Raw genomic sequence first — 17400 nt, 5'->3', positions numbered from 1 at the left:
ATTTCCGATTTTTGGTATAACTCATCAACTGTTTCTTTCCGATAGCTTTCTATATAATGAGGCCCTTGACACATTTTTAATTTCACAAATTTGATTTACCGTCATATCTCCTTCTTTATAAAGCTTTACTGCATAATTCAGTCCTGCATGATTTTTATGGTACTTCTTTAACCGACCTTTAAACTTTCCTTCTTTCTTAGCCAGTTCAATCCCTTCACGCTGCCGCATACGGATAAGATCACTTTTAATTGGTTTACACCTGCCATGACCGTAATTAAGAATTGGCTGTAGGGATTATCTTCTGATGAATCTAGCCATGTATCTTTTAAGGATTTTAAATTTGCCTTTTTACTCCGTATCGATTAATTCAAATATATCTTGCGTACTACGAGTACTCCGAGTTAAGTCCGTAACATAAATAATGTCACCTTACCAAGATGTACACTGATTTTTCTACTTATAATATAATCCTCAAAATATTTCACCCCCATGCTAGTTCTAGCATGGGGGTATGTTTAGCAACGTGCTCTCCAGTTGTTTAACTATATTTTTTCTTAGCTATAAGTGTTTGTATGATAAGGAAAGCTCCTCCTACAGACCAGTATAGTGGCAAGGCTGCAGGTGAATTAAATGAAAAAATACCAATCATGATTGGTGATAAATATCCCATGATAGCCATTTGCTTTTTCATTTCTGGTGCCATGTTAATTTGTGAAACCTTTGCCTGCAAGAAATATATAGCTACGGCAATTGCGGTTAGCAACAGATCGGTTTGTCCGAGGTTAAACCATAAAAACGAATGTGTCGCAATTTCTGGTGTCTGCCTGATCGCATAATAGAAGCCGAGTAATACGGGCATCTGAATTAGTAGCGGTAGGCAACCGGCAAGGGATGCAAGTGGATTAATACCGTGTTTTTGGTAGAGTTGCATCATTTCCTGTTGCATCTTTTTCTGTGAATCTACATCTTTTTTATCACTGTATTTCTTTTTCAATTCATCCATTTCAGGCTTAACGACGTCCATATGCTTTTTCATTTCAGCACTTTTTTTCATTTGCTTTAGCATAAATGGCATGATTAGAAGGCGAACAAGAAGCGTAATAAGAATGATAGAGAGACCATAATTATCTCCTAAAAAGTTCGCTGTTCCCTTAATAATGGTGGAGAAAGTTTCTACTAAATAATGTTGAAACCATCCAGTTGATTCTCCGTTGCCATTCCCCTGGCAACCTGCCAAAAAGATTAAAAGAATGACCCCGATAAAGCTGTATTTTTTAATAGGTGTAAATACCGATTGTTTTTCCATTGTTGTCCTCCTCGTTTTTGGTTCTGTCTGTATAACGAGAAGGAAGGAGCGTCTGTATCATCATCTGCGTCCCGGTACATCATTTTATGGGAGCGCCAGTTTCGCTTGTCAATCGTTTCGCCGATCGTAATGAGCACCGATAAAGATCGGATCATGCTCGCATGCGTATTACGTGTATAAAATTCATTTGTCTTTTTTATTGTGCCAAATTGAACATCAGCAGCTTTGTAGGAAAAATAGACAGACAGCAGAATGCTAAAGACGTACGCATACACTGGTGAAAAATCATTTGCTAGCTCCGACATAAATTCAATAAACAATGGTATTCACCCCCTTTATATTGTTTGGATATTTGGTTTATACGTTTTGTAAGCAAAAAAGTTTCATTTATTTGCTATACTTTCATTATAATACATCTATTAATTAGAAGGATAGGGGTTAATTCGTGGAAATTAGACAATATAAACCAGGCGATGAAAAAGGCTGGGTTCGCTGCCGTGCACTCTCCTTTCTTGAGACTGCATATTTTGATAATGTACTAAGAGAAAAAGAGCACTATGAGAATCCGTCTATCGAGTTAGTTGCAGTCAGCGAAGGGAAGATTGTCGGAATTCTTGATGCAGAATATGATACAACAGAGAATCGGGTTTGTACTGGGAAGAAAGAAAAAGGGGCAATGATCTGGCATATTGCCGTACATCCGGACTTTCAGCGAGAATCGATTGGCGAAAAATTATTAAAGGAACTAGAAAAAATAGCAGCCCAAAAACAAATAACGTATTTGGAGGCATGGACAAGAGATGACTTATGGGTGAGGGCATGGTATGAAAAAAATCATTTCAAGTTAGTCTCATCCTATCTCCATATATTCATGGAAGGAAACGAACTGCCAAAGATAGAAAAGAATAATAGTGAGATGCAGTTAGTGCAGGGGTGGGCCCATTATACAGGGGAAAATAAAGAAGCAGTAAAAGAAAAATTTAAGCGTGTTCATGAGTGTGTCTGTTATATAAAAACGTTGTGAGAAGGTCGTTGGTAGTTTGGTAACGGGAAGCAGGAAACGCCCTCTAGTTCTAATAGTGGTACACTACCAACTCATTCAATCCTCTAAAACTAAACACTTCACAAAACCGAGGGAACTTTTCACCTCGGTTTTCGTATGTAAACGTATAAAAATCCTCCTATCACATCCTCCCAGAAATCATACAAATGTCAGTCTTAGGAACCCTCCGTCTCCAGGCTGAATTTTTTTCGTACTAGAGATTGTCGTGTCTTATTCTGTTTTTATTTACCATGGAAATATACCAAATTAAAATGAAGAAAGGGATGAGTGAATGGACTCCATAGTTCAAGTAAGCAATGTAAAAAAGACGTATAAAAAGAGAAAGACAAAAGAGCTCGTACAGGCTGTGAACGACATTTCGTTCACAGTGAGAAAAGGGGAGATTCTCGGATTACTTGGCCCAAATGGCGCTGGAAAAACTTCTACGATTAAAATGATTTGTGGGTTACTAAAGCCTGATGAGGGGACAATCCTAATTAGTGGGATAAACAACCAGGAAAAACGTTTGAAAGCATTACAGCATATAAGTTCTGTGCTGGAAGGAAACCGTAATCTTTACTGGCGTTTAACTGTTAGAGAGAACTTGGATTACTTTGCAGGTAACAGAGGTGTTTCTAGAAAGGAAGCGGCTACACAAATTGAAGATTTATTAGCTAAATTCAATTTAAAAAACAAAGAACATGAACTTGTTAATCGTCTATCTAGGGGAATGCAACAAAAACTGGCTATAGCTGTAGCGATGCTTGCAGATAGTGATGTCATTCTTCTCGATGAACCAACACTTGGTCTTGATGTCGAGACAGGATATGAAGTAAGAGAGCTGTTACGTGGCATTGTAAAAGATTATAATCGAACAATCATCATCAGTTCACATGACATGGATGTGATTCAAGATCTTTGTGAGCGAACTGTCATTATTAATAACGGCACCATTGTTACCGATGATCGAGTCGAGAACCTCCTACGCTTATTTGAGGTTAGGTCGTACAAGGTTACTCTAGGTGCACGCTTAACCGACCAACAACATACGAAATTACTCCGATTTTTCCCAACCCTTACATACATCCCAGATACCCACCAATCGATTTTGGAAATTGACTTGCAGCGTAACGAAGAAATATATGACTTATTTGAAGTGTTAAAGACAGAAAGTACACCAGTAGAATCAATTGACCGGAAGACCATCAACTTTGAACAAATCTTTATGAAAATCGTAAAAGGGGAGGTGACAGATCATGCGCTGGCTTAATCTATTCAAAGCAAATTTAAGAAAAGAATATTTGGAGTTGAGAAGATACCTGCCAAACACGTTAGCTATGATCATTACCTTTTATGTTATTTTTCTCGGCATGTTTGCCGGGATTCAGCTTATCGGTGACCCGAGCGCTCAGGATGTGAATACTCAGTATGTAATCGTCAACTACATTTTCTGGTTTTTAGCTATGATGGTTGTCAACAACATTGGCTGGGAAATCACGAATGAAGCGATGCGTGGAACATTGGAGCAGCTGTGTATGTCACCAATGGGGATGTGGAGAATTATGGTCACGAGACTGTTTTCCTCTACCATTGTAAATATTTTTATGATTGTTGCGTTGTTGTATTTATCCATGCTGACAACCGGGCAATCACTGAACATTGATCTTGTTGCGCTCATACCTATTCTTGCTCTGTCATTGGTCAGTATGTTTGGGCTTGGTTTTATTATTGCCGGGATGTCAATTATTTTAAAGCAAGTGCAGGCGTTTTTACAGATTCTCCAGTTTATATTAGCGGGTCTGACCTTTGTCCCTCTCTCTACAGCACCATTTCTAGCGTATTTCCCATTTGTTAAAGGGGTGGATATGGTGCGGGATGTTATGATAAATGGCGCTACAATAACGCAGTTAGGTGCAGGCGATTTTATTATTTTAACGGTTAACGGAGTCGTCTATTTTATAGTTGGTCTTCTGGTTTTCCTTTATTGCGAGAACGTAGCGATGAAAAAAGGCTTGCTGGCACATTATTAAACGATTAGCATGAACCAATATCGCTTTTTAGAATGCCGTTTGGGTAAATTATTTTCCTCACTAGGTCGATGTCTTATACAATATCAGGCCAACTGTCATAGGTTATTAATGAACCTATCACAGGAAAGGGGATTTTAAATGAGACATCATGGGCATCACTGTGGATGTGGCTGCCAGAGGCCAAAGCAAGTAGTTCATCCAACGAAATATAACTGTGTTAACCAATATTCAGAGAGTGTTGTGGAGCATATTCATCCATCACACACAACGGTTATGAACCATCATTTAGTTAAGAACAAGCATGTATTTCCACACTCCACATCTGTACAAAACACGTCAAACAGCGTAAATCAGTACGGTGGATCCTTCAACGTTCCATCACCAAACCAAGTAGCAGGAGCAATGAGCCCTGGAATGGGGCCGAATAATCAAGTAGCAGGAGCAATGTATCCAGGCATGGGACCAAATGGTCAAGTAGCAGGAGCAATGAACCCAGGATATGGTAAGCATTGTGGATCAAAACAGTGGCAAAAACCAAATAAATGGTGTTAACTTAGAAACAGAGGCTGACGGTAATCATGTCAGCCTTTTTCTATAAGAGACTTTCTTTTCTCATAACAGGTTTATTGTTTGGAGGATACATATGAAGATTTTAGCTGTTTCAGGTTATAAACCTGCCGAAATAAATATATTTAAAGAAAACGATCCCCGAATTAATATTGTAAAGGCTGCAATTCAAAAAAGGCTTATCCAATTTATTGAAGAGGGATTGGAATGGGTTATCATTTCTGGTCAAATGGGCGTAGAGCTTTGGACGGCTGATATTATTTTTTCTTTGCAGGAGGAGTATGATATCAAGCTAGGTGTATTTCCGCCGTTCGAAAACCAGGAGAGTCGCTGGCCTGATCCCCTTAAAGAAAAGTATGAGGAGCTTAAGATGCTTGCAGACTTCTTTCAGCCGATTTACAAAGGTGATTATAAAGGAGCCTACCAGTTTAAGGCTAAAAACATGTGGCTAGTAGATAAAAGTGACGCAAGCCTAATCTTAATGGATGAGGAATTTCCTGGGAGCAACCGCTTCTTGTATAGTGCCGCAAAGGAAGCTGGAGAAGCTTATCCCGTATACACTATAACCCCTGCTGATCTGGACGATATTGTAGAAGAAATACGGATGGCAGACCCTGACTATTGGCAATGATTCTTTCATGGAGGGATATTGCATCGGCCGAGCGAGCGGAATTATCGGCTGAGAGAACGAGCACATCGGCCGAGCAAGCGTGATTATCGCCTGAGAGAACGAGCATATCGGCCGAGAAGCGTGATTATCGCCTGAGAAATTCAGCACATCATCTACCTGGATTAAGCAGGGATCTTTCCCTTTATAGCGAATATAATGGTGAAGCTTTTATTAGAGGGGGCTGGTGGATTTGGATAAAAAGAAAGAGCCGTTTGAAATAGAAGAAAGACTGGAGTATAAGGATCATTTATCAGAGATAATTAAAAAGGCTGAACGAGAAGGGCATTTTGAAGATCTCCCAGGAAAAGGAAAACCATTGCAACTCGGGCAAGACTATCTTAATCCTGAAGAAAAGCAACTTTATAAAACAATGAAAGATAATAATGTATTACCAAGATGGGTGGAGCTTGCAAATAAGATAGATCAACTAAAAGAGGAGCTATCCCAAATAGAAGGAAAAGAGCGGACCAAAAAAATTAAGCAGATAAATAAGCTAGTGAAAGAATACAATTTTGCTTGCCCGCCGTCTTTGCAACGAAATCGCATAACAGATAAATAAATGAGAACAGAGGCAAAATCAATTTAACGATTTTGTCTTTTTTCATATTTAACTAACTTTACTTCTTCTCGAAAAATAATAATTAGGGTACTTCCCTAAAAAGATTAATGTTATAATGTTTGAAAATATTGGAATATGGGTGGGATTGGATGGAAACGGTCATACGATTAATGGAGGAAGAGGATATCCCATTAGTACAGAATGTAGCAAGGAGGAGCTGGAAGGCAACATACAAAGGGATCATACCAGAAACGGTTCAGCGAAATTTTATTAATATGGCATATAGTGATGAGATGATGCAAAGAAGGATGAAAGCCTCGTTTTTATATATTGCGGAAACAAGCAATGAAATTGTTGGGTTTGCTAACTTTTCTCGAGTCAAAGAGAAGGGAGAAGTGGAACTAAGTGCAATCTATCTCCTCCCAAAAGCTCAGGGAAAAGGCATAGGCAGTGCATTACTTGCAAAAGGGATCCACGAGTTAAAGGGTGCGACTGAATTATTTATAAATGTAGAAGAAAACAATGAGCTCGGAAAAAGCTTTTATATCGCTAAAGGTTTTCGAGTCCATAGCACATTTGACGAGGAACTAGACGGCCATACGTTGAAGACCGTGCGAATGGTCAAAGAGATACACAAGATTTAATCGAAACCAATAATTCGTTTCAATCGTATATATACATGTTCAAGAAATATGACAATTATATAAGTAGGAATTAAATTTTCGCAATCATGCCTATTTTCGATAAGCATAGGTAAAAAACGATTTGAGAACATGGAGGGATACTTTGGCCTTAACACAGTTTATCTATATTGCTACAGGATTTGTCTCTGCTTTTATGGCAGTTTTTATAATACTTGCTTTTGTAAACGGAAAATGGAAAGAACGGCCACATCGCTTATCTTGGGCTGCTTTTGTAACGCTTTTACTTCATTGGGTAATGGTTTTGACTCAAGTATACGAACTATTTCCCTTCAATGTAGGAAACTTTTTATTTGATTTATTGTGGCTCAGCTCAGCTATATTATGTCTGTTGGCTGCATGGAAGGAAAGTAAAAATAACCAGGCAGTCGCGTGGTTTTTGGCGGGTGTTTCGGTAATCAGTCTCCTCTTTGGTTTTATTCTTGTTGGCATATCCGGTATGGAATAGGAGGGACACAAAGTGGGCTGGATAGCAGTAATGGTATTAGTTTTAGTGCCCGTTATAGTGGATGTATTATGGTTTGATATTGAACGGAAACGATGGAGCTGGTTGAATAATAGCACAAAGCTCCAACTAGCTATATTCCTGGGAGCATTCAGCGTAGTTAGTGGGGTTATCTATTACGTAATGAGTTAGGAGCGAGGAATGTTCAAGAAAAAGAATGCAAAAAAGGATGACTTAGGCGTAATAGGAAAGATATTTGGTGGGGTTTTGTTAGGCTTGTTCGTTCTCCTTTTTCTCGTTATGTTCATGGCTGTTTATTTCTTTGCTTTAGCTGGGTTATTTGCGATTTTAGGAATAGAGTACCCTTCAATATCATCATTAATAGTGTTCGTCATATGGTATTTCATGGTTGGCTTGGTATTTGAGCTGATATTTAAGATACTCTTTGTTAGAGTTGCGATTTTTGCCAAGAAATACAGGGGTATCTTATATATTCTGTTTGATAGTATTGCAGGATGGCTAGCACTTTTTTCAGTCGATGAGTTTATAACGGGCATTACTATCTCAGCACCGCAAGAGATGATGATTGCCATTATTTTGTCACTTACTGAATTTGCTATTAAAGATAAGGAGGAAGGAAAAGACTAATGAAATTGTTTCGTTTTGATAAAGAGGTGGGCACACACATCAGCCGCTATGAATCTGACTTTTGGCTATCCCGTATCCTCCGCACAGAAAATGCGAATCTACAAATTTCCTGTATGCATTTAGATGTAGATGGTGTCATTGGGTTGCATCCTGCTACGGTAGATCAGCTACTCCTCATTATGGAAGGAGAAGGAATGGTTACCGGTAGTGAACAGAAGGAAGTGAAAGTTGTGAAAGGTGAGGCTGTATTCTGGGAGGCTGGCGAATGGCATGAAACAAAATCTGAAAAAGGAATGACTGCCATTACAATAGAAGGAAAAGGAATTGATCCTGGGACGTTTATGAAGGAAAGGAATTAAGAGTAATGGAGGATGAATTTGTGCGTATTAGAATCGCGAAGCCCGGTGACGCAGCAGGGATTGCCAAAGTGCATGTTGATGCATGGCGAACTACTTATGATGGAATTCTCCCTCAGGAATTTTTAAACCGTCTTGATTATGGAAATCGAACGAACCTCTGGAATGAAAATTTTAAAACAGACACCATTTTTGTAGCAGTTAACACCAAAGAAGAGATAATTGGCTTTGCTACAGGTGGACATAAAAAGTCGCAAGGATATAACGACTTTCAAGGTGAATTGTATGCTATATATATTCTAAAAGAATTTCAAGGCATGGCCATAGGGAAAAAACTACTGAATAGGATAGTGGAATACTTAAAAACGCTTCAGATAAATTCGATGTTAGTACTTGTACTTAAAGAGAATCCTGCTGTCCAGTTTTATCATGCTATGGGTGCGCAAAAGATTGATAGTCTTACCATAAGGATTGCGGGTAAAAAGGTGCAAGAAGAAGTATATGGTTGGAACAATCTAGAAAATTTACATAAGCGAGGGATAAGATGAACTTTAATACATTTAATGCTACGCAAGTTCGAATTGCCCGTCCTACTGATCATTTTAAACAGGTAATTGAGTTTTATGAGCACGGAATAGGGCTGAAGAGACTTACGGAGTTTACAGGGCATGAAGGATACACTGGAGTGATATTGGGCTTGCCAGGGGCTGCCTACCATTTGGAATTCACGACACATACTAGTGGAAGTCCATGTCCGGCTCCCACGAAGGACAACCTACTAGTATTCTATATTCCAGAAAAAACAGAGATTAATAGGATTACAAAACGACTTAAAGATATGGGATACAGCGAAGTAGCGCCTGTAAATGGTTACTGGAAAGAGAAGGGAGTAACCATAGAAGATCCAGATGGTTGGAGAGTCGTGTTTATGAACACGAAAGGGATATAGAAAATACATCCATGAATAAATACCATATATCCTATTAGCAGCAACAGCTTTCATTCTAGCACATCTCATTGGAATGGATATTACTGCATTTGGTGTTATGGGTGACGGAGTACGTACTATGGGTAATCCTTATTTTGCTCTTTTTAATAACAAATTAAATCGTAAAGATAAAGGAGAATAATTAATGAAAACAATTGGCTTAATTGGGGGAATGAGCTGGGAATCCTCAGCTGAATACTACCGGATCATAAATGAAGAAATAAATAAACGACTTGGTGGGCTTCATTCTGCCAAAATCATCCTGAATAGTGTGGACTTCGAAGAAATTGAGCATTGTCAAAAGACTGGTGAATGGGAGAGAGCAGGCGGGATTTTAGCTGATTGTGCATCTTCTCTTGAACTGGCCGGAGCTGATTTTATTTTAATATGTACGAACACTATGCATAAAGTGGTGAAACAAATTGAATCTCGTGTTAAGATCCCGGTCCTTCACATTGCGGATGCCACTGCCTTAGCTATTCAAAATGCCAAGATCAAAAAGGTAGGCTTATTAGGTACCTCTTATACGATGGAACAGGATTTTTATAAACAAAGAGTTGAAGACAATGGGATAGAGGTAATTGTCCCTAAAAAGGCAGCACGTGAAGAGGTCAATACGATTATTTTCAATGAATTATGTCATGGAAAGATAAAGTCAAACTCGAGAGAGTATTATAAATCGGTTATTGCGGATATGGTAGAGCAAGGAGCGGAAGGCATTGTATTAGGCTGTACAGAAATCGGTCTTTTGATAAAAGCAGAGGATGCCCCAGTCCCTGTGTTTGATACAACACACATTCATGCAATAAAAGCTGTGGAAAAATCATTAGAGGTGGGTGTAGGTCGTGGATAACACTATTTGGCGAGTAGGAACAACGTATATACCTGTTCATCATGTAGAAGAATCCGCTAAATGGTATAAAAGCAATCTTGGTGCAGATATCATGTATCAAGATGAGAAAAAAGCGATTATAAATTTTGCGAACCAGAGCTTTTTCTTTGTAAAGGCTTCAGAAAAGACAACGGCCAATTTTGAGGATAGTGATGGAAACGTTCATTTCACTTTGACATTTGAAGTGGATGGGCTGGCTGCACTGGAAAGCTTGCATCAGCAGTTTAATGAAAGCGGCATAAAAATTGGTCCTATTGAGGATCGGGGACATGCGGGTAAAAACTTCATCTTCTATGATCCAAGCGGAAACAAGTTTGATAATTGGAGCGAACTAAGCCCAGATTTCAAAGAGAAATATACAGTTAATGCGGTAGATTTATAAAATAATTAAATTGGAGGATTTAACATGTTATTACATAGAGAGGTTAATGGAACCGGAGAAGTCCTTTTCTTTCTTCACACGGGACTACAAACAGGAAGCGTGGATTTTCAAGCACAAAAGGAGTTTTTTCAAAAAGATTATCAAGTCATACAACCAGACTTACGAGGCCACGGGAAGTTGGTTACAGATGAATATTTGAACATTATCCTAGATTCAGTAGAGGACCTTAAAGAAACAATGGATCACGACAACATTTTCTCCGCACATTTTGCAGGGTGCTCAATGGGTGGGCTTATAGCATTAGCCTTTGCTAAGCAATATCCCAAATACGTAAAGGGTCTCGCATTATCTGGCATTTTACCAAGAAAACCTGCTAATTGGGAAGAGATCATTGAGGAAGATAATAAGCAAGTAGCAGGGATAATAAAAAGTGAAGAAGCAATCGCCTACTTTGATGAAATACATAATGGGGATTGGCGTACCTTGCTACATTCAACGGAACACAGTGATTGGTATCCATTTGAATTGACCGGTGACCTTTCTGACTTAGAAATGCCAACATTGTTTTTAGTAGGTGAAGAAAGGGAGTTGGAAACAAAAAGTATTGAGGTATATCCAGCGATGAATGATAAGATCCACGTTTCGGTTATTCCCTTTGCTGGTCATAATGTACATTTAGAGCAGCCCGAATTATATAGTTCTATCCTTGCGTTGTTTTTAAATAATTTAAAGGCAGAAGTATTGGGATAGGATTCCTACTATGTGATTTTGAAAGGGGAAAATAAAAATGGAGTTGTGGGAGGGTGCTGCAGGAGTATGTCTAAACGAAAACAACGAATTGCTTATGGTCTTGCAAGGCAAGGAAGATGAAAAGAAAACCTGGTCTGTTCCTACAGGTGGTAAAGAGGATGGCGAGACCTTCGTTTCTTGTTGCTTAAGAGAGGTTTGGGAAGAAACAGGTTACTTGGCTGAAATAGTTGAAGAATTGATGGTAAAACAAGCGGAAATAGAGGAAATTCCAATTCAGGTGGAAGTACATTACTATGCTGTGAAAATCATTGGTGGGACTCCAACTATTCAGGACCCAGACCATCTTATCCATGAAATTGCTTGGAAATCCAGAAAAGAGTTAGAGTCTTTAGAAATATCCTTTCCGGAGGATAGAGAATTTTTACTTAGGCTAATGCGTTAGGCATTTAAGTAAATAAATGCTCACAGCATCTGTAAAAAGGTTTAGTAATTGTAGCAGCTCTAGGTTTAGGTCGCAAGAAGAAAAATAAGTAGAACGATCATGGAGTATCGTTCTTCCGGTATTCTTCTATAAGGGGGCTAAAAGTGTACAGTGATTTTAATTACGGAGAGTTCATATTAAAGGTCTTCCTGTTATTAATCATAGTGTTTGTTCTTGAACTACTGTTGAGAAAATACCTGAATAGATTTTTTCATATAAAAAAGAAATTTTTCTCCTATAACCATGTTAATAAAACACATCAAAAACTTGATTGGAGTATCAGGATTGTTTCAGTTGTTATTATTATCTACTTTACTTATCAAGGTGAGTTGAAGGAAACCATTTATACGATATTGGGTTTAGCGGTGATACAAGAATCGGTAAAAGCATTTATGGAATGGAAGTATATAAAAAGTAGAAAGTTTCATTATATAACCCTTATTGAACTTGCGTACACTGTGCTATTCATATTCCTTTTGCTACTAACAAATGGGTTTGGATTATTTAATATCTAATAAAGAATACAGGTGGGTCATGGTGTATAAGCAGATAAGCTTTTTGTGCGAGCTATTGAGAGAAAAGATGAGGTGTAGCTTGTAAAATGGTTATCTAATCCAGAAGTACTGGAATTTTATCGGTTTTGGACAAGAAGACTCCATCCTCAAGCTTAGCTAGGGTGGAGATGAATTGTCTGGTTTTCATGTATTAAATACAAATAACGAACATTTGTGCGTGTTTTTCTGATATAATAGATGTAATATTCACATAAGAAAGTTGTGATAAATATGTCTATTCACAAAGCCTATAAGTTCCGAATCTATCCAAATGCACCACAAGAAGTCTTCATTGCGAAGACGATTGGTTGCTCCCGTTTTGTGTTCAATCATTTTCTGAATCAATGGAATGAAGCTTACACGAAGACGGGAAAAGGCTTGACATACAAGGCTTGTTCCGCCCAGCTTACACAACTCAAAAAGCAACTGGCATGGCTCAAAGAAGTGGATAGCATAGCCATGCAGTCAGCGCTTAAACACTTGGCTGATTCTTATAACCGATTTTTTAAAAAGCAAAATAAAGCGCCACGGTTTAAGTCAAAGAAAAACCCTGTTCAGTCTTATACGACGAAGTATACCAATCATAATATTGCGGTTGTGGGGAACAAACTAAAATTGCCAAAATTAGGTCTTGTCAGATTTGCCAAGAGCCGGGAAATTGAGGGACGTATCCTGAGCGTTACGATAAGAAGAAATCCAAGCGGCAAATATTTTGTTTCGGTTTTAGTTGAAACAGAAGTAAAAACGTTAGCCAAAACAGGTTCTGCTGTTGGAATTGACGTCGGACTCAAAGATTTTGCCGTGCTTTCGGATGGAACAGTATATAAGAATCCGAAACATTTTCGTACATTAGTGTCCCGGTTGGCAAAAGAACAGCGTATTCTATCCCGGCGTAAAGAACTGGCGATAAAGCAAAAACGACCCTTACAGGACGCCAAGAACTATCAAAAGCAAAAGCGTAAAGTAGCGCGTCTCCATGAGCGTATCAGCAATGCACGGCAGGATTACCTGCATAAAATTTCTACTGCTATTGTCAAAAACCACGACATTATCGGTATCGAAGACTTACAGGTGCCCAACATGCTGAAAAACAACAAATTAGCAAAGGCCATTAGCGAAGTGAGCTGGTCACAGTTTCGACAGATGCTGGAATACAAAGCGGCCTGGTATGGAAAGCAAGTGATTATCGTTGCCAGGAATTTCCCGTCCAGCCAGCTTTGTTCCACACCAGATTGTGGCTATCAAAATAAAGCCGTTAAAAATCTCGGGTTGCGCCAATGGGTTTGTCCCCATTGCGGCGCACATCATGACCGGGATAAGAACGCAAGCTTGAATCTTAAAAACGAGGCGTTACGACTTCTAACTGCGGGAGCGCAGGGATAGCCTAATAACATAACTTTCGGTTGCGAAGGTGTTCTTAGGAATCCCCCACTTCAAACGTCTGTTAAGTGGGGTTCATTCAAGAGGGCAGGGATAAACCATATGATCTTCGTATGGTGAGAGAGGATTTTTACCAGAATGAACCTGAAGTAAGTAAGTGTATCGTAGTATATGAGGAAGTAGCTATTGGTTACATCCAATTTTATGAAATTACGGAGAGAACGAGCGACCTTACAGGATATGACGAAGAAGTTACATATGGAATGGATCAATTTATAGGTGAACCTAGTTACTGGGGAAAGGGAATTGGAACCAAGCTTGTTCAGTCGACGCTTGATTATCTGCAACAGGAAAAGCAGGTAGATGTCGTCGTCCTGGATCCCCACGTCACAAATTATCGCGCTATCCGCTGCTATGAAAAATGTGGTTTTAAAAAGATAAAACAACTGCCCGGTCATGAGTATCACGAAGGTGAATACAGAGATTGCTGGTTGATGGAATATCGAACAAGGAGTAGGAGAGGGAATCCATGAATGGTAAGGATATTTTAAAACGGTTTGGATTTAGTGCAAGTGAAGAACCAAAGAGTATATATGCTTTTTCCCCAGTGTATCGAATATCCCCTGAAGGGCAGGCTGACCTCATTATTAAGAAAACACAGCGCCCTTTAGAAAAAGCGGAAAGGGTTATGGAATATATACGCTTTCTTAAGGAAAACGATGTGCGTGTTGTGACTCCGATTGATTTAACAACGCACAATCCACAACAGATAGAGGATGAGGTTTATGTAGCTTATCCGTTTATTGAGGGCGATGTATATACTGGTAAAGACAACGAAATCTATGAGGCTGGTAAACTATTTGGAAAAATACACGCACTCTCACCGAAAGAGAATGACTATCAACTAAGTGTATATAATGTCTATGATTTTAATGTGGATGAAGTAGATGAAAGTATGAAGCAGATTAGCGAACATGTTGGTCAACATAATGTGGACATAAATCTCCCTTTACTCGAAAGGAAGCTTAGTCAAGCTGTTGCACAGCAAGAGGAACTAAAAGAAATTGATTTACCAAAAGTCATGACCCCACATGATTATAAAGCAAATAACTTAGTATATACACCATCGCCTTACTTAATTGATCCAGATAATGCCACGTGGATACCGAGAATTTTTGATTTAGCATTGGTGCTGTTTCTTTTTCACAACGAAATGGATAGTGCTCCTGATAAACTTTTTACACTTAATCAGTGGACTCCTTTTATGAAAGGGTATTCAGAGTTTACGGAATTAACGGAAATGGAAAAAACCTATTGGAATGCCGCGCTTGAACATGTATTTCTTGATGAAGTTATGTGGCTGATGGCAGAGGTTCCGGAGGACTGGGATAGGCCTGAACAGCGATCCCTATTCGAGAGCCTGGCCCAAACCTTGAAAGGTCTCTCGGCGTATACACTAGAAGAAATTGCTAGATAATGAAATTGGTATGCTGTTATTGTAACTGTATTCCTCTTTATCTCTATCATAGGGAAATTCTAGCATGCTTATTGAGCTACTAAAATATAAAGTAGAAATGTTTAGGAGTATAGAGTAGGAGTCGAAGGCAGACAGCTAGGCACATTGCCAGGGAACCATTTCTACTAAAAAAATTCACTGGGGATTTACCTTCTATTTATTCTCTTTTAAAATCTCTCCGTTATGCTTGTACTGAGTTAAATTTGAGAGGAGAGATGGTATGTTTAAGAAGGTTGGAGTTGTCGCATTGAGTGCTGGTCTTATTTTTTCCGGTATGGGGTCTGTTCCTACAGTAGAAGCGGGGAAGCCGGAATGGGCAGGTAAAGGAAAGCCTGATTGGTTGGAAGCTCGGAACGGAAAACAGGATGTAGAAAATGTGATTTATATGATACCTGATGGCTTTAATGCCGACTATGCTAAGAATTATCGCCTTTATAAAGGGGAAGACGCTGCATGGGATGAGCATTTAAAAGGCATGTACACCACATACTCTGCTAATTCCAGTATTACAGATTCAGCTGCAGCCGGTACAGCGATGGCTACCGGGATAAAAACGAACAATGGAATGATTGGTCTTAATCCTGAAGGAGAAGAACTGGAAACCATATTGGAAGCTTCACAAGAACAAGATATGGCAACAGGGTTAGTATCAACTTCAGCCATTACGCATGCTACGCCAGCAGCATTTGCTTCACATGTAGAGAGCCGTAACAATGAAACAGAAATCGCCAGACAACTGATTGCAAATGAAGTGGATGTCATGCTTGGCGGAGGAATGAATAATTTTCTACCTGAATCGATGGGCGGTAATCAGGAAGATATGAATATGTTAGAAGCAGCAAAAGAAAGAGGTTATAAGGTAGTTGAGACCCGGCAGGAATTAATGAATCAACATGACATAGCTTTAAATAAGGATGATAAATTATTAGGTCTATTCGCAGGTGGCGCGTTACCAGACGAATTGGCACGTGATAAGAAAGTGCAACCAAGTTTAGCGGAAATGACAGAATCTGCTGTTGAAATCCTGGAGCAGGATGAAGATGGATTTTTTCTAATGGTAGAAGGGAGTCAAATTGACTGGGCAGGTCACGCTAATGATGCTGGCTGGGCAATGAGTGAAGTAGAAGCATTTGAGGCAGCAGTAAAAGCTGCATTAGCATTTGCTGAGGAAGACGGAGAAACACTCGTCGTAATTGGTGGTGACCATGAAACAGGTGGAATGACTACAGGTATAGATGGGGCGCCGTCTAACGCGTCGCCAGAAATCTTAAAAAACGTAAATGCAACAGGTGAACATATGGCCTCTGAATTGAACGAAGGACGTACCAATGTTCAAGAAGTGTTGGAAACTTATACCGATTTGGAATGGAATTCAACTGAAATCCAACAAATACAAGAGGCAGAGGACCCTGCTGCTAAGGTAAATGAACTTACTAGTAACAAAGCAAATATTGGTTGGACAAGTAGTAATCACACATCTGTAGATATTCCACTGTACGTATATGGGCCAGGATCAGAGGATTTCACAGGGTTTCATGACAATACTGATCTACCTAAATTCATAGCAGAATCCCTTGGTGTAAGTCTGGATAATTAAGGTTGATTCAGATTGGATAAGCGTTCTGGAAGAAAAAATGCTTGGGGTTTAATCTCCCCAAGCATTTTTTACCTTTTAACATCTACTAATTCAAATCGTTCACAAACTAACAGCATGTCTTCTTTGAACTCCATTCCCATTTGCCGCAATTCATCTGTAAAGAATTTTACGTGTGCATCCTTCCAGTACTGGTACGTTCGGTCTCCTTCACCTTCAGCAATAGCAAATTCCTCTGGAACCTCATTCATTGGCATAATATCAACCTTTACAGTTTTTATAATCGCCATTGGCTCACCTTTTGAATTCAATATCACACTATAATCCTCAACAACTGGCAAAGGCTCGTTCTCCATTTCATAGAAAATTAATCCCGAGCAAGTTGCTGTTTTTACGCCATCTATAACCAGTTGCGCTAAATAATCCGGATCTGCTCCAAATTGCCAAGCTTCATAGGACTCGGGTTTTACTTGGTTTTTCAATTCCCAAAAATTATCCCAATATGATTGTGCAGCTGTATTCATGTTTCTTCCTCCTAA

General features: G+C 39.1%; 25 protein-coding genes and 1 pseudogene. 22 read left to right on the top strand and 4 right to left on the bottom strand.

Translation table 11 applies throughout. The features are described from left to right. Nucleotides 1-24: 24 nt before the first annotated feature. The 3 genes and pseudogenes from AC6CHS_RS14530 to AC6CHS_RS14520 all read right to left on the bottom strand — a co-directional run. Nucleotides 25-426: pseudogene (locus tag AC6CHS_RS14530) on the bottom strand (recombinase family protein); the annotation flags it as partial. A gap of 112 nt (nucleotides 427-538) precedes the next feature. After that, complete coding sequence (yidC, locus tag AC6CHS_RS14525; protein ID WP_498237153.1) at nucleotides 539-1306, bottom strand: membrane protein insertase YidC; 768 nt, start codon at nucleotides 1304-1306, stop codon at nucleotides 539-541. Beyond that, on the bottom strand, nucleotides 1243-1626 hold the full coding sequence (locus AC6CHS_RS14520) for a hypothetical protein (protein ID WP_498237152.1): 384 nt from the start codon (nucleotides 1624-1626) through the stop codon (nucleotides 1243-1245). The genes yidC and AC6CHS_RS14520 overlap by 64 nt, the downstream gene beginning before the upstream one ends. Nucleotides 1627-1751: 125 nt before the next feature. Here AC6CHS_RS14520 and AC6CHS_RS14515 point away from each other — a divergent pair, with 125 nt between their 5' ends. The 22 genes from AC6CHS_RS14515 to AC6CHS_RS14410 all read left to right on the top strand — a co-directional run bounded on the left by AC6CHS_RS14515 (nucleotide 1752) and on the right by AC6CHS_RS14410 (nucleotide 16864). Then, the gene (locus AC6CHS_RS14515) at nucleotides 1752-2330 is read left to right on the top strand and encodes a GNAT family N-acetyltransferase (RefSeq protein WP_498237150.1); all 579 of its coding nucleotides are present in this window, start codon (nucleotides 1752-1754) and stop codon (nucleotides 2328-2330) included. Nucleotides 2331-2640: 310 nt separating this feature from the next. Then, the gene (locus tag AC6CHS_RS14510; protein ID WP_498237148.1) at nucleotides 2641-3618 is read left to right on the top strand and encodes an ABC transporter ATP-binding protein; all 978 of its coding nucleotides are present in this window, start codon (nucleotides 2641-2643) and stop codon (nucleotides 3616-3618) included. Further along, the gene (locus AC6CHS_RS14505; RefSeq protein ID WP_498237147.1) at nucleotides 3605-4378 is read left to right on the top strand and encodes an ABC transporter permease; all 774 of its coding nucleotides are present in this window, start codon (nucleotides 3605-3607) and stop codon (nucleotides 4376-4378) included. The genes AC6CHS_RS14510 and AC6CHS_RS14505 overlap by 14 nt, the downstream gene beginning before the upstream one ends. A 138-nt stretch (nucleotides 4379-4516) precedes the next feature. Next, entirely contained in the window at nucleotides 4517-4930 is a 414-nt protein-coding gene (locus AC6CHS_RS14500) for a CotD family spore coat protein (RefSeq protein ID WP_498237146.1), read from the top strand. Nucleotides 4931-5021: 91 nt separating this feature from the next. Continuing rightward, on the top strand, nucleotides 5022-5576 hold the full coding sequence (locus tag AC6CHS_RS14495) for an SLOG family protein (RefSeq protein ID WP_498237144.1): 555 nt from the start codon (nucleotides 5022-5024) through the stop codon (nucleotides 5574-5576). A gap of 223 nt (nucleotides 5577-5799) precedes the next feature. Beyond that, nucleotides 5800-6174 carry a DnaJ family domain-containing protein gene (locus tag AC6CHS_RS14490; protein ID WP_498237142.1) on the top strand — a complete coding sequence of 125 codons (375 nt, stop codon included), beginning with the start codon at nucleotides 5800-5802 and terminating at the stop codon, nucleotides 6172-6174. Nucleotides 6175-6323: 149 nt separating this feature from the next. Then, a complete protein-coding gene (locus tag AC6CHS_RS14485) occupies nucleotides 6324-6818 on the top strand; it encodes a GNAT family N-acetyltransferase (RefSeq protein WP_498237140.1) in 495 nt (164 codons plus the stop codon). Between the two features lie 142 nt (nucleotides 6819-6960). Beyond that, on the top strand, nucleotides 6961-7323 hold the full coding sequence (locus tag AC6CHS_RS14480; RefSeq protein WP_498237139.1) for a hypothetical protein: 363 nt from the start codon (nucleotides 6961-6963) through the stop codon (nucleotides 7321-7323). Nucleotides 7324-7335: 12 nt separating this feature from the next. Continuing rightward, complete coding sequence (locus AC6CHS_RS14475) at nucleotides 7336-7512, top strand: hypothetical protein (protein ID WP_498237137.1); 177 nt, start codon at nucleotides 7336-7338, stop codon at nucleotides 7510-7512. A 9-nt stretch (nucleotides 7513-7521) separates the two neighbouring features. Then, nucleotides 7522-7968 carry a YrvL family regulatory protein gene (locus tag AC6CHS_RS14470; RefSeq protein WP_498237135.1) on the top strand — a complete coding sequence of 149 codons (447 nt, stop codon included), beginning with the start codon at nucleotides 7522-7524 and terminating at the stop codon, nucleotides 7966-7968. Further along, nucleotides 7968-8327 carry a cupin domain-containing protein gene (locus AC6CHS_RS14465; RefSeq protein WP_238018765.1) on the top strand — a complete coding sequence of 120 codons (360 nt, stop codon included), beginning with the start codon at nucleotides 7968-7970 and terminating at the stop codon, nucleotides 8325-8327. Before AC6CHS_RS14470 ends, AC6CHS_RS14465 begins: the two co-directional genes overlap by 1 nt. A gap of 20 nt (nucleotides 8328-8347) precedes the next feature. Next, on the top strand, nucleotides 8348-8872 hold the full coding sequence (locus AC6CHS_RS14460) for a GNAT family N-acetyltransferase (protein ID WP_498237133.1): 525 nt from the start codon (nucleotides 8348-8350) through the stop codon (nucleotides 8870-8872). After that, nucleotides 8869-9273, top strand: a complete 405-nt coding sequence (locus AC6CHS_RS14455; RefSeq protein ID WP_498237131.1) for a VOC family protein — start codon at nucleotides 8869-8871, stop codon at nucleotides 9271-9273. The genes AC6CHS_RS14460 and AC6CHS_RS14455 overlap by 4 nt, the downstream gene beginning before the upstream one ends. 184 nt (nucleotides 9274-9457) lie before the next feature. Next, nucleotides 9458-10165 (top strand): aspartate/glutamate racemase family protein, encoded by a 708-nt coding sequence (locus tag AC6CHS_RS14450; protein ID WP_498237130.1) that lies wholly within the window; start codon nucleotides 9458-9460, stop codon nucleotides 10163-10165. Then, nucleotides 10158-10586 carry a VOC family protein gene (locus AC6CHS_RS14445; RefSeq protein WP_498237128.1) on the top strand — a complete coding sequence of 143 codons (429 nt, stop codon included), beginning with the start codon at nucleotides 10158-10160 and terminating at the stop codon, nucleotides 10584-10586. Before AC6CHS_RS14450 ends, AC6CHS_RS14445 begins: the two co-directional genes overlap by 8 nt. 24 nt (nucleotides 10587-10610) lie before the next feature. After that, complete coding sequence (locus AC6CHS_RS14440; RefSeq protein WP_498237126.1) at nucleotides 10611-11336, top strand: alpha/beta fold hydrolase; 726 nt, start codon at nucleotides 10611-10613, stop codon at nucleotides 11334-11336. 37 nt (nucleotides 11337-11373) lie between these two features. Beyond that, nucleotides 11374-11778 (top strand): NUDIX hydrolase, encoded by a 405-nt coding sequence (locus AC6CHS_RS14435; protein ID WP_498237125.1) that lies wholly within the window; start codon nucleotides 11374-11376, stop codon nucleotides 11776-11778. A 143-nt stretch (nucleotides 11779-11921) separates the two neighbouring features. After that, nucleotides 11922-12332 carry a DUF4181 domain-containing protein gene (locus AC6CHS_RS14430; protein WP_498237123.1) on the top strand — a complete coding sequence of 137 codons (411 nt, stop codon included), beginning with the start codon at nucleotides 11922-11924 and terminating at the stop codon, nucleotides 12330-12332. Nucleotides 12333-12602: 270 nt separating this feature from the next. After that, a complete protein-coding gene (gene tnpB, locus AC6CHS_RS14425; RefSeq protein ID WP_498237121.1) occupies nucleotides 12603-13754 on the top strand; it encodes an IS200/IS605 family element RNA-guided endonuclease TnpB in 1152 nt (383 codons plus the stop codon). A gap of 110 nt (nucleotides 13755-13864) precedes the next feature. Beyond that, nucleotides 13865-14284: a GNAT family N-acetyltransferase gene (locus AC6CHS_RS14420; RefSeq protein WP_498237120.1), complete on the top strand. Its 420-nt coding sequence runs from the start codon at nucleotides 13865-13867 to the stop codon at nucleotides 14282-14284. Further along, entirely contained in the window at nucleotides 14281-15228 is a 948-nt protein-coding gene (locus AC6CHS_RS14415; RefSeq protein WP_498237118.1) for a phosphotransferase, read from the top strand. Before AC6CHS_RS14420 ends, AC6CHS_RS14415 begins: the two co-directional genes overlap by 4 nt. Nucleotides 15229-15487: 259 nt before the next feature. Continuing rightward, the gene (locus AC6CHS_RS14410) at nucleotides 15488-16864 is read left to right on the top strand and encodes an alkaline phosphatase (RefSeq protein ID WP_498237116.1); all 1377 of its coding nucleotides are present in this window, start codon (nucleotides 15488-15490) and stop codon (nucleotides 16862-16864) included. Between the two features lie 68 nt (nucleotides 16865-16932). On the opposite strand, the gene AC6CHS_RS14405 is transcribed toward AC6CHS_RS14410, so the two are convergent. Next, complete coding sequence (locus AC6CHS_RS14405) at nucleotides 16933-17385, bottom strand: ASCH domain-containing protein (protein WP_498237114.1); 453 nt, start codon at nucleotides 17383-17385, stop codon at nucleotides 16933-16935. Between the last annotated feature and the right edge of the window lie 15 nt (nucleotides 17386-17400).

Source organism: Oceanobacillus sp. GQ8 (assembly GCF_059758495.1).
The sequence above is the reverse complement of the archived record's forward strand: the minus strand, read 5'-3'. Positions and strand labels throughout refer to the sequence as shown.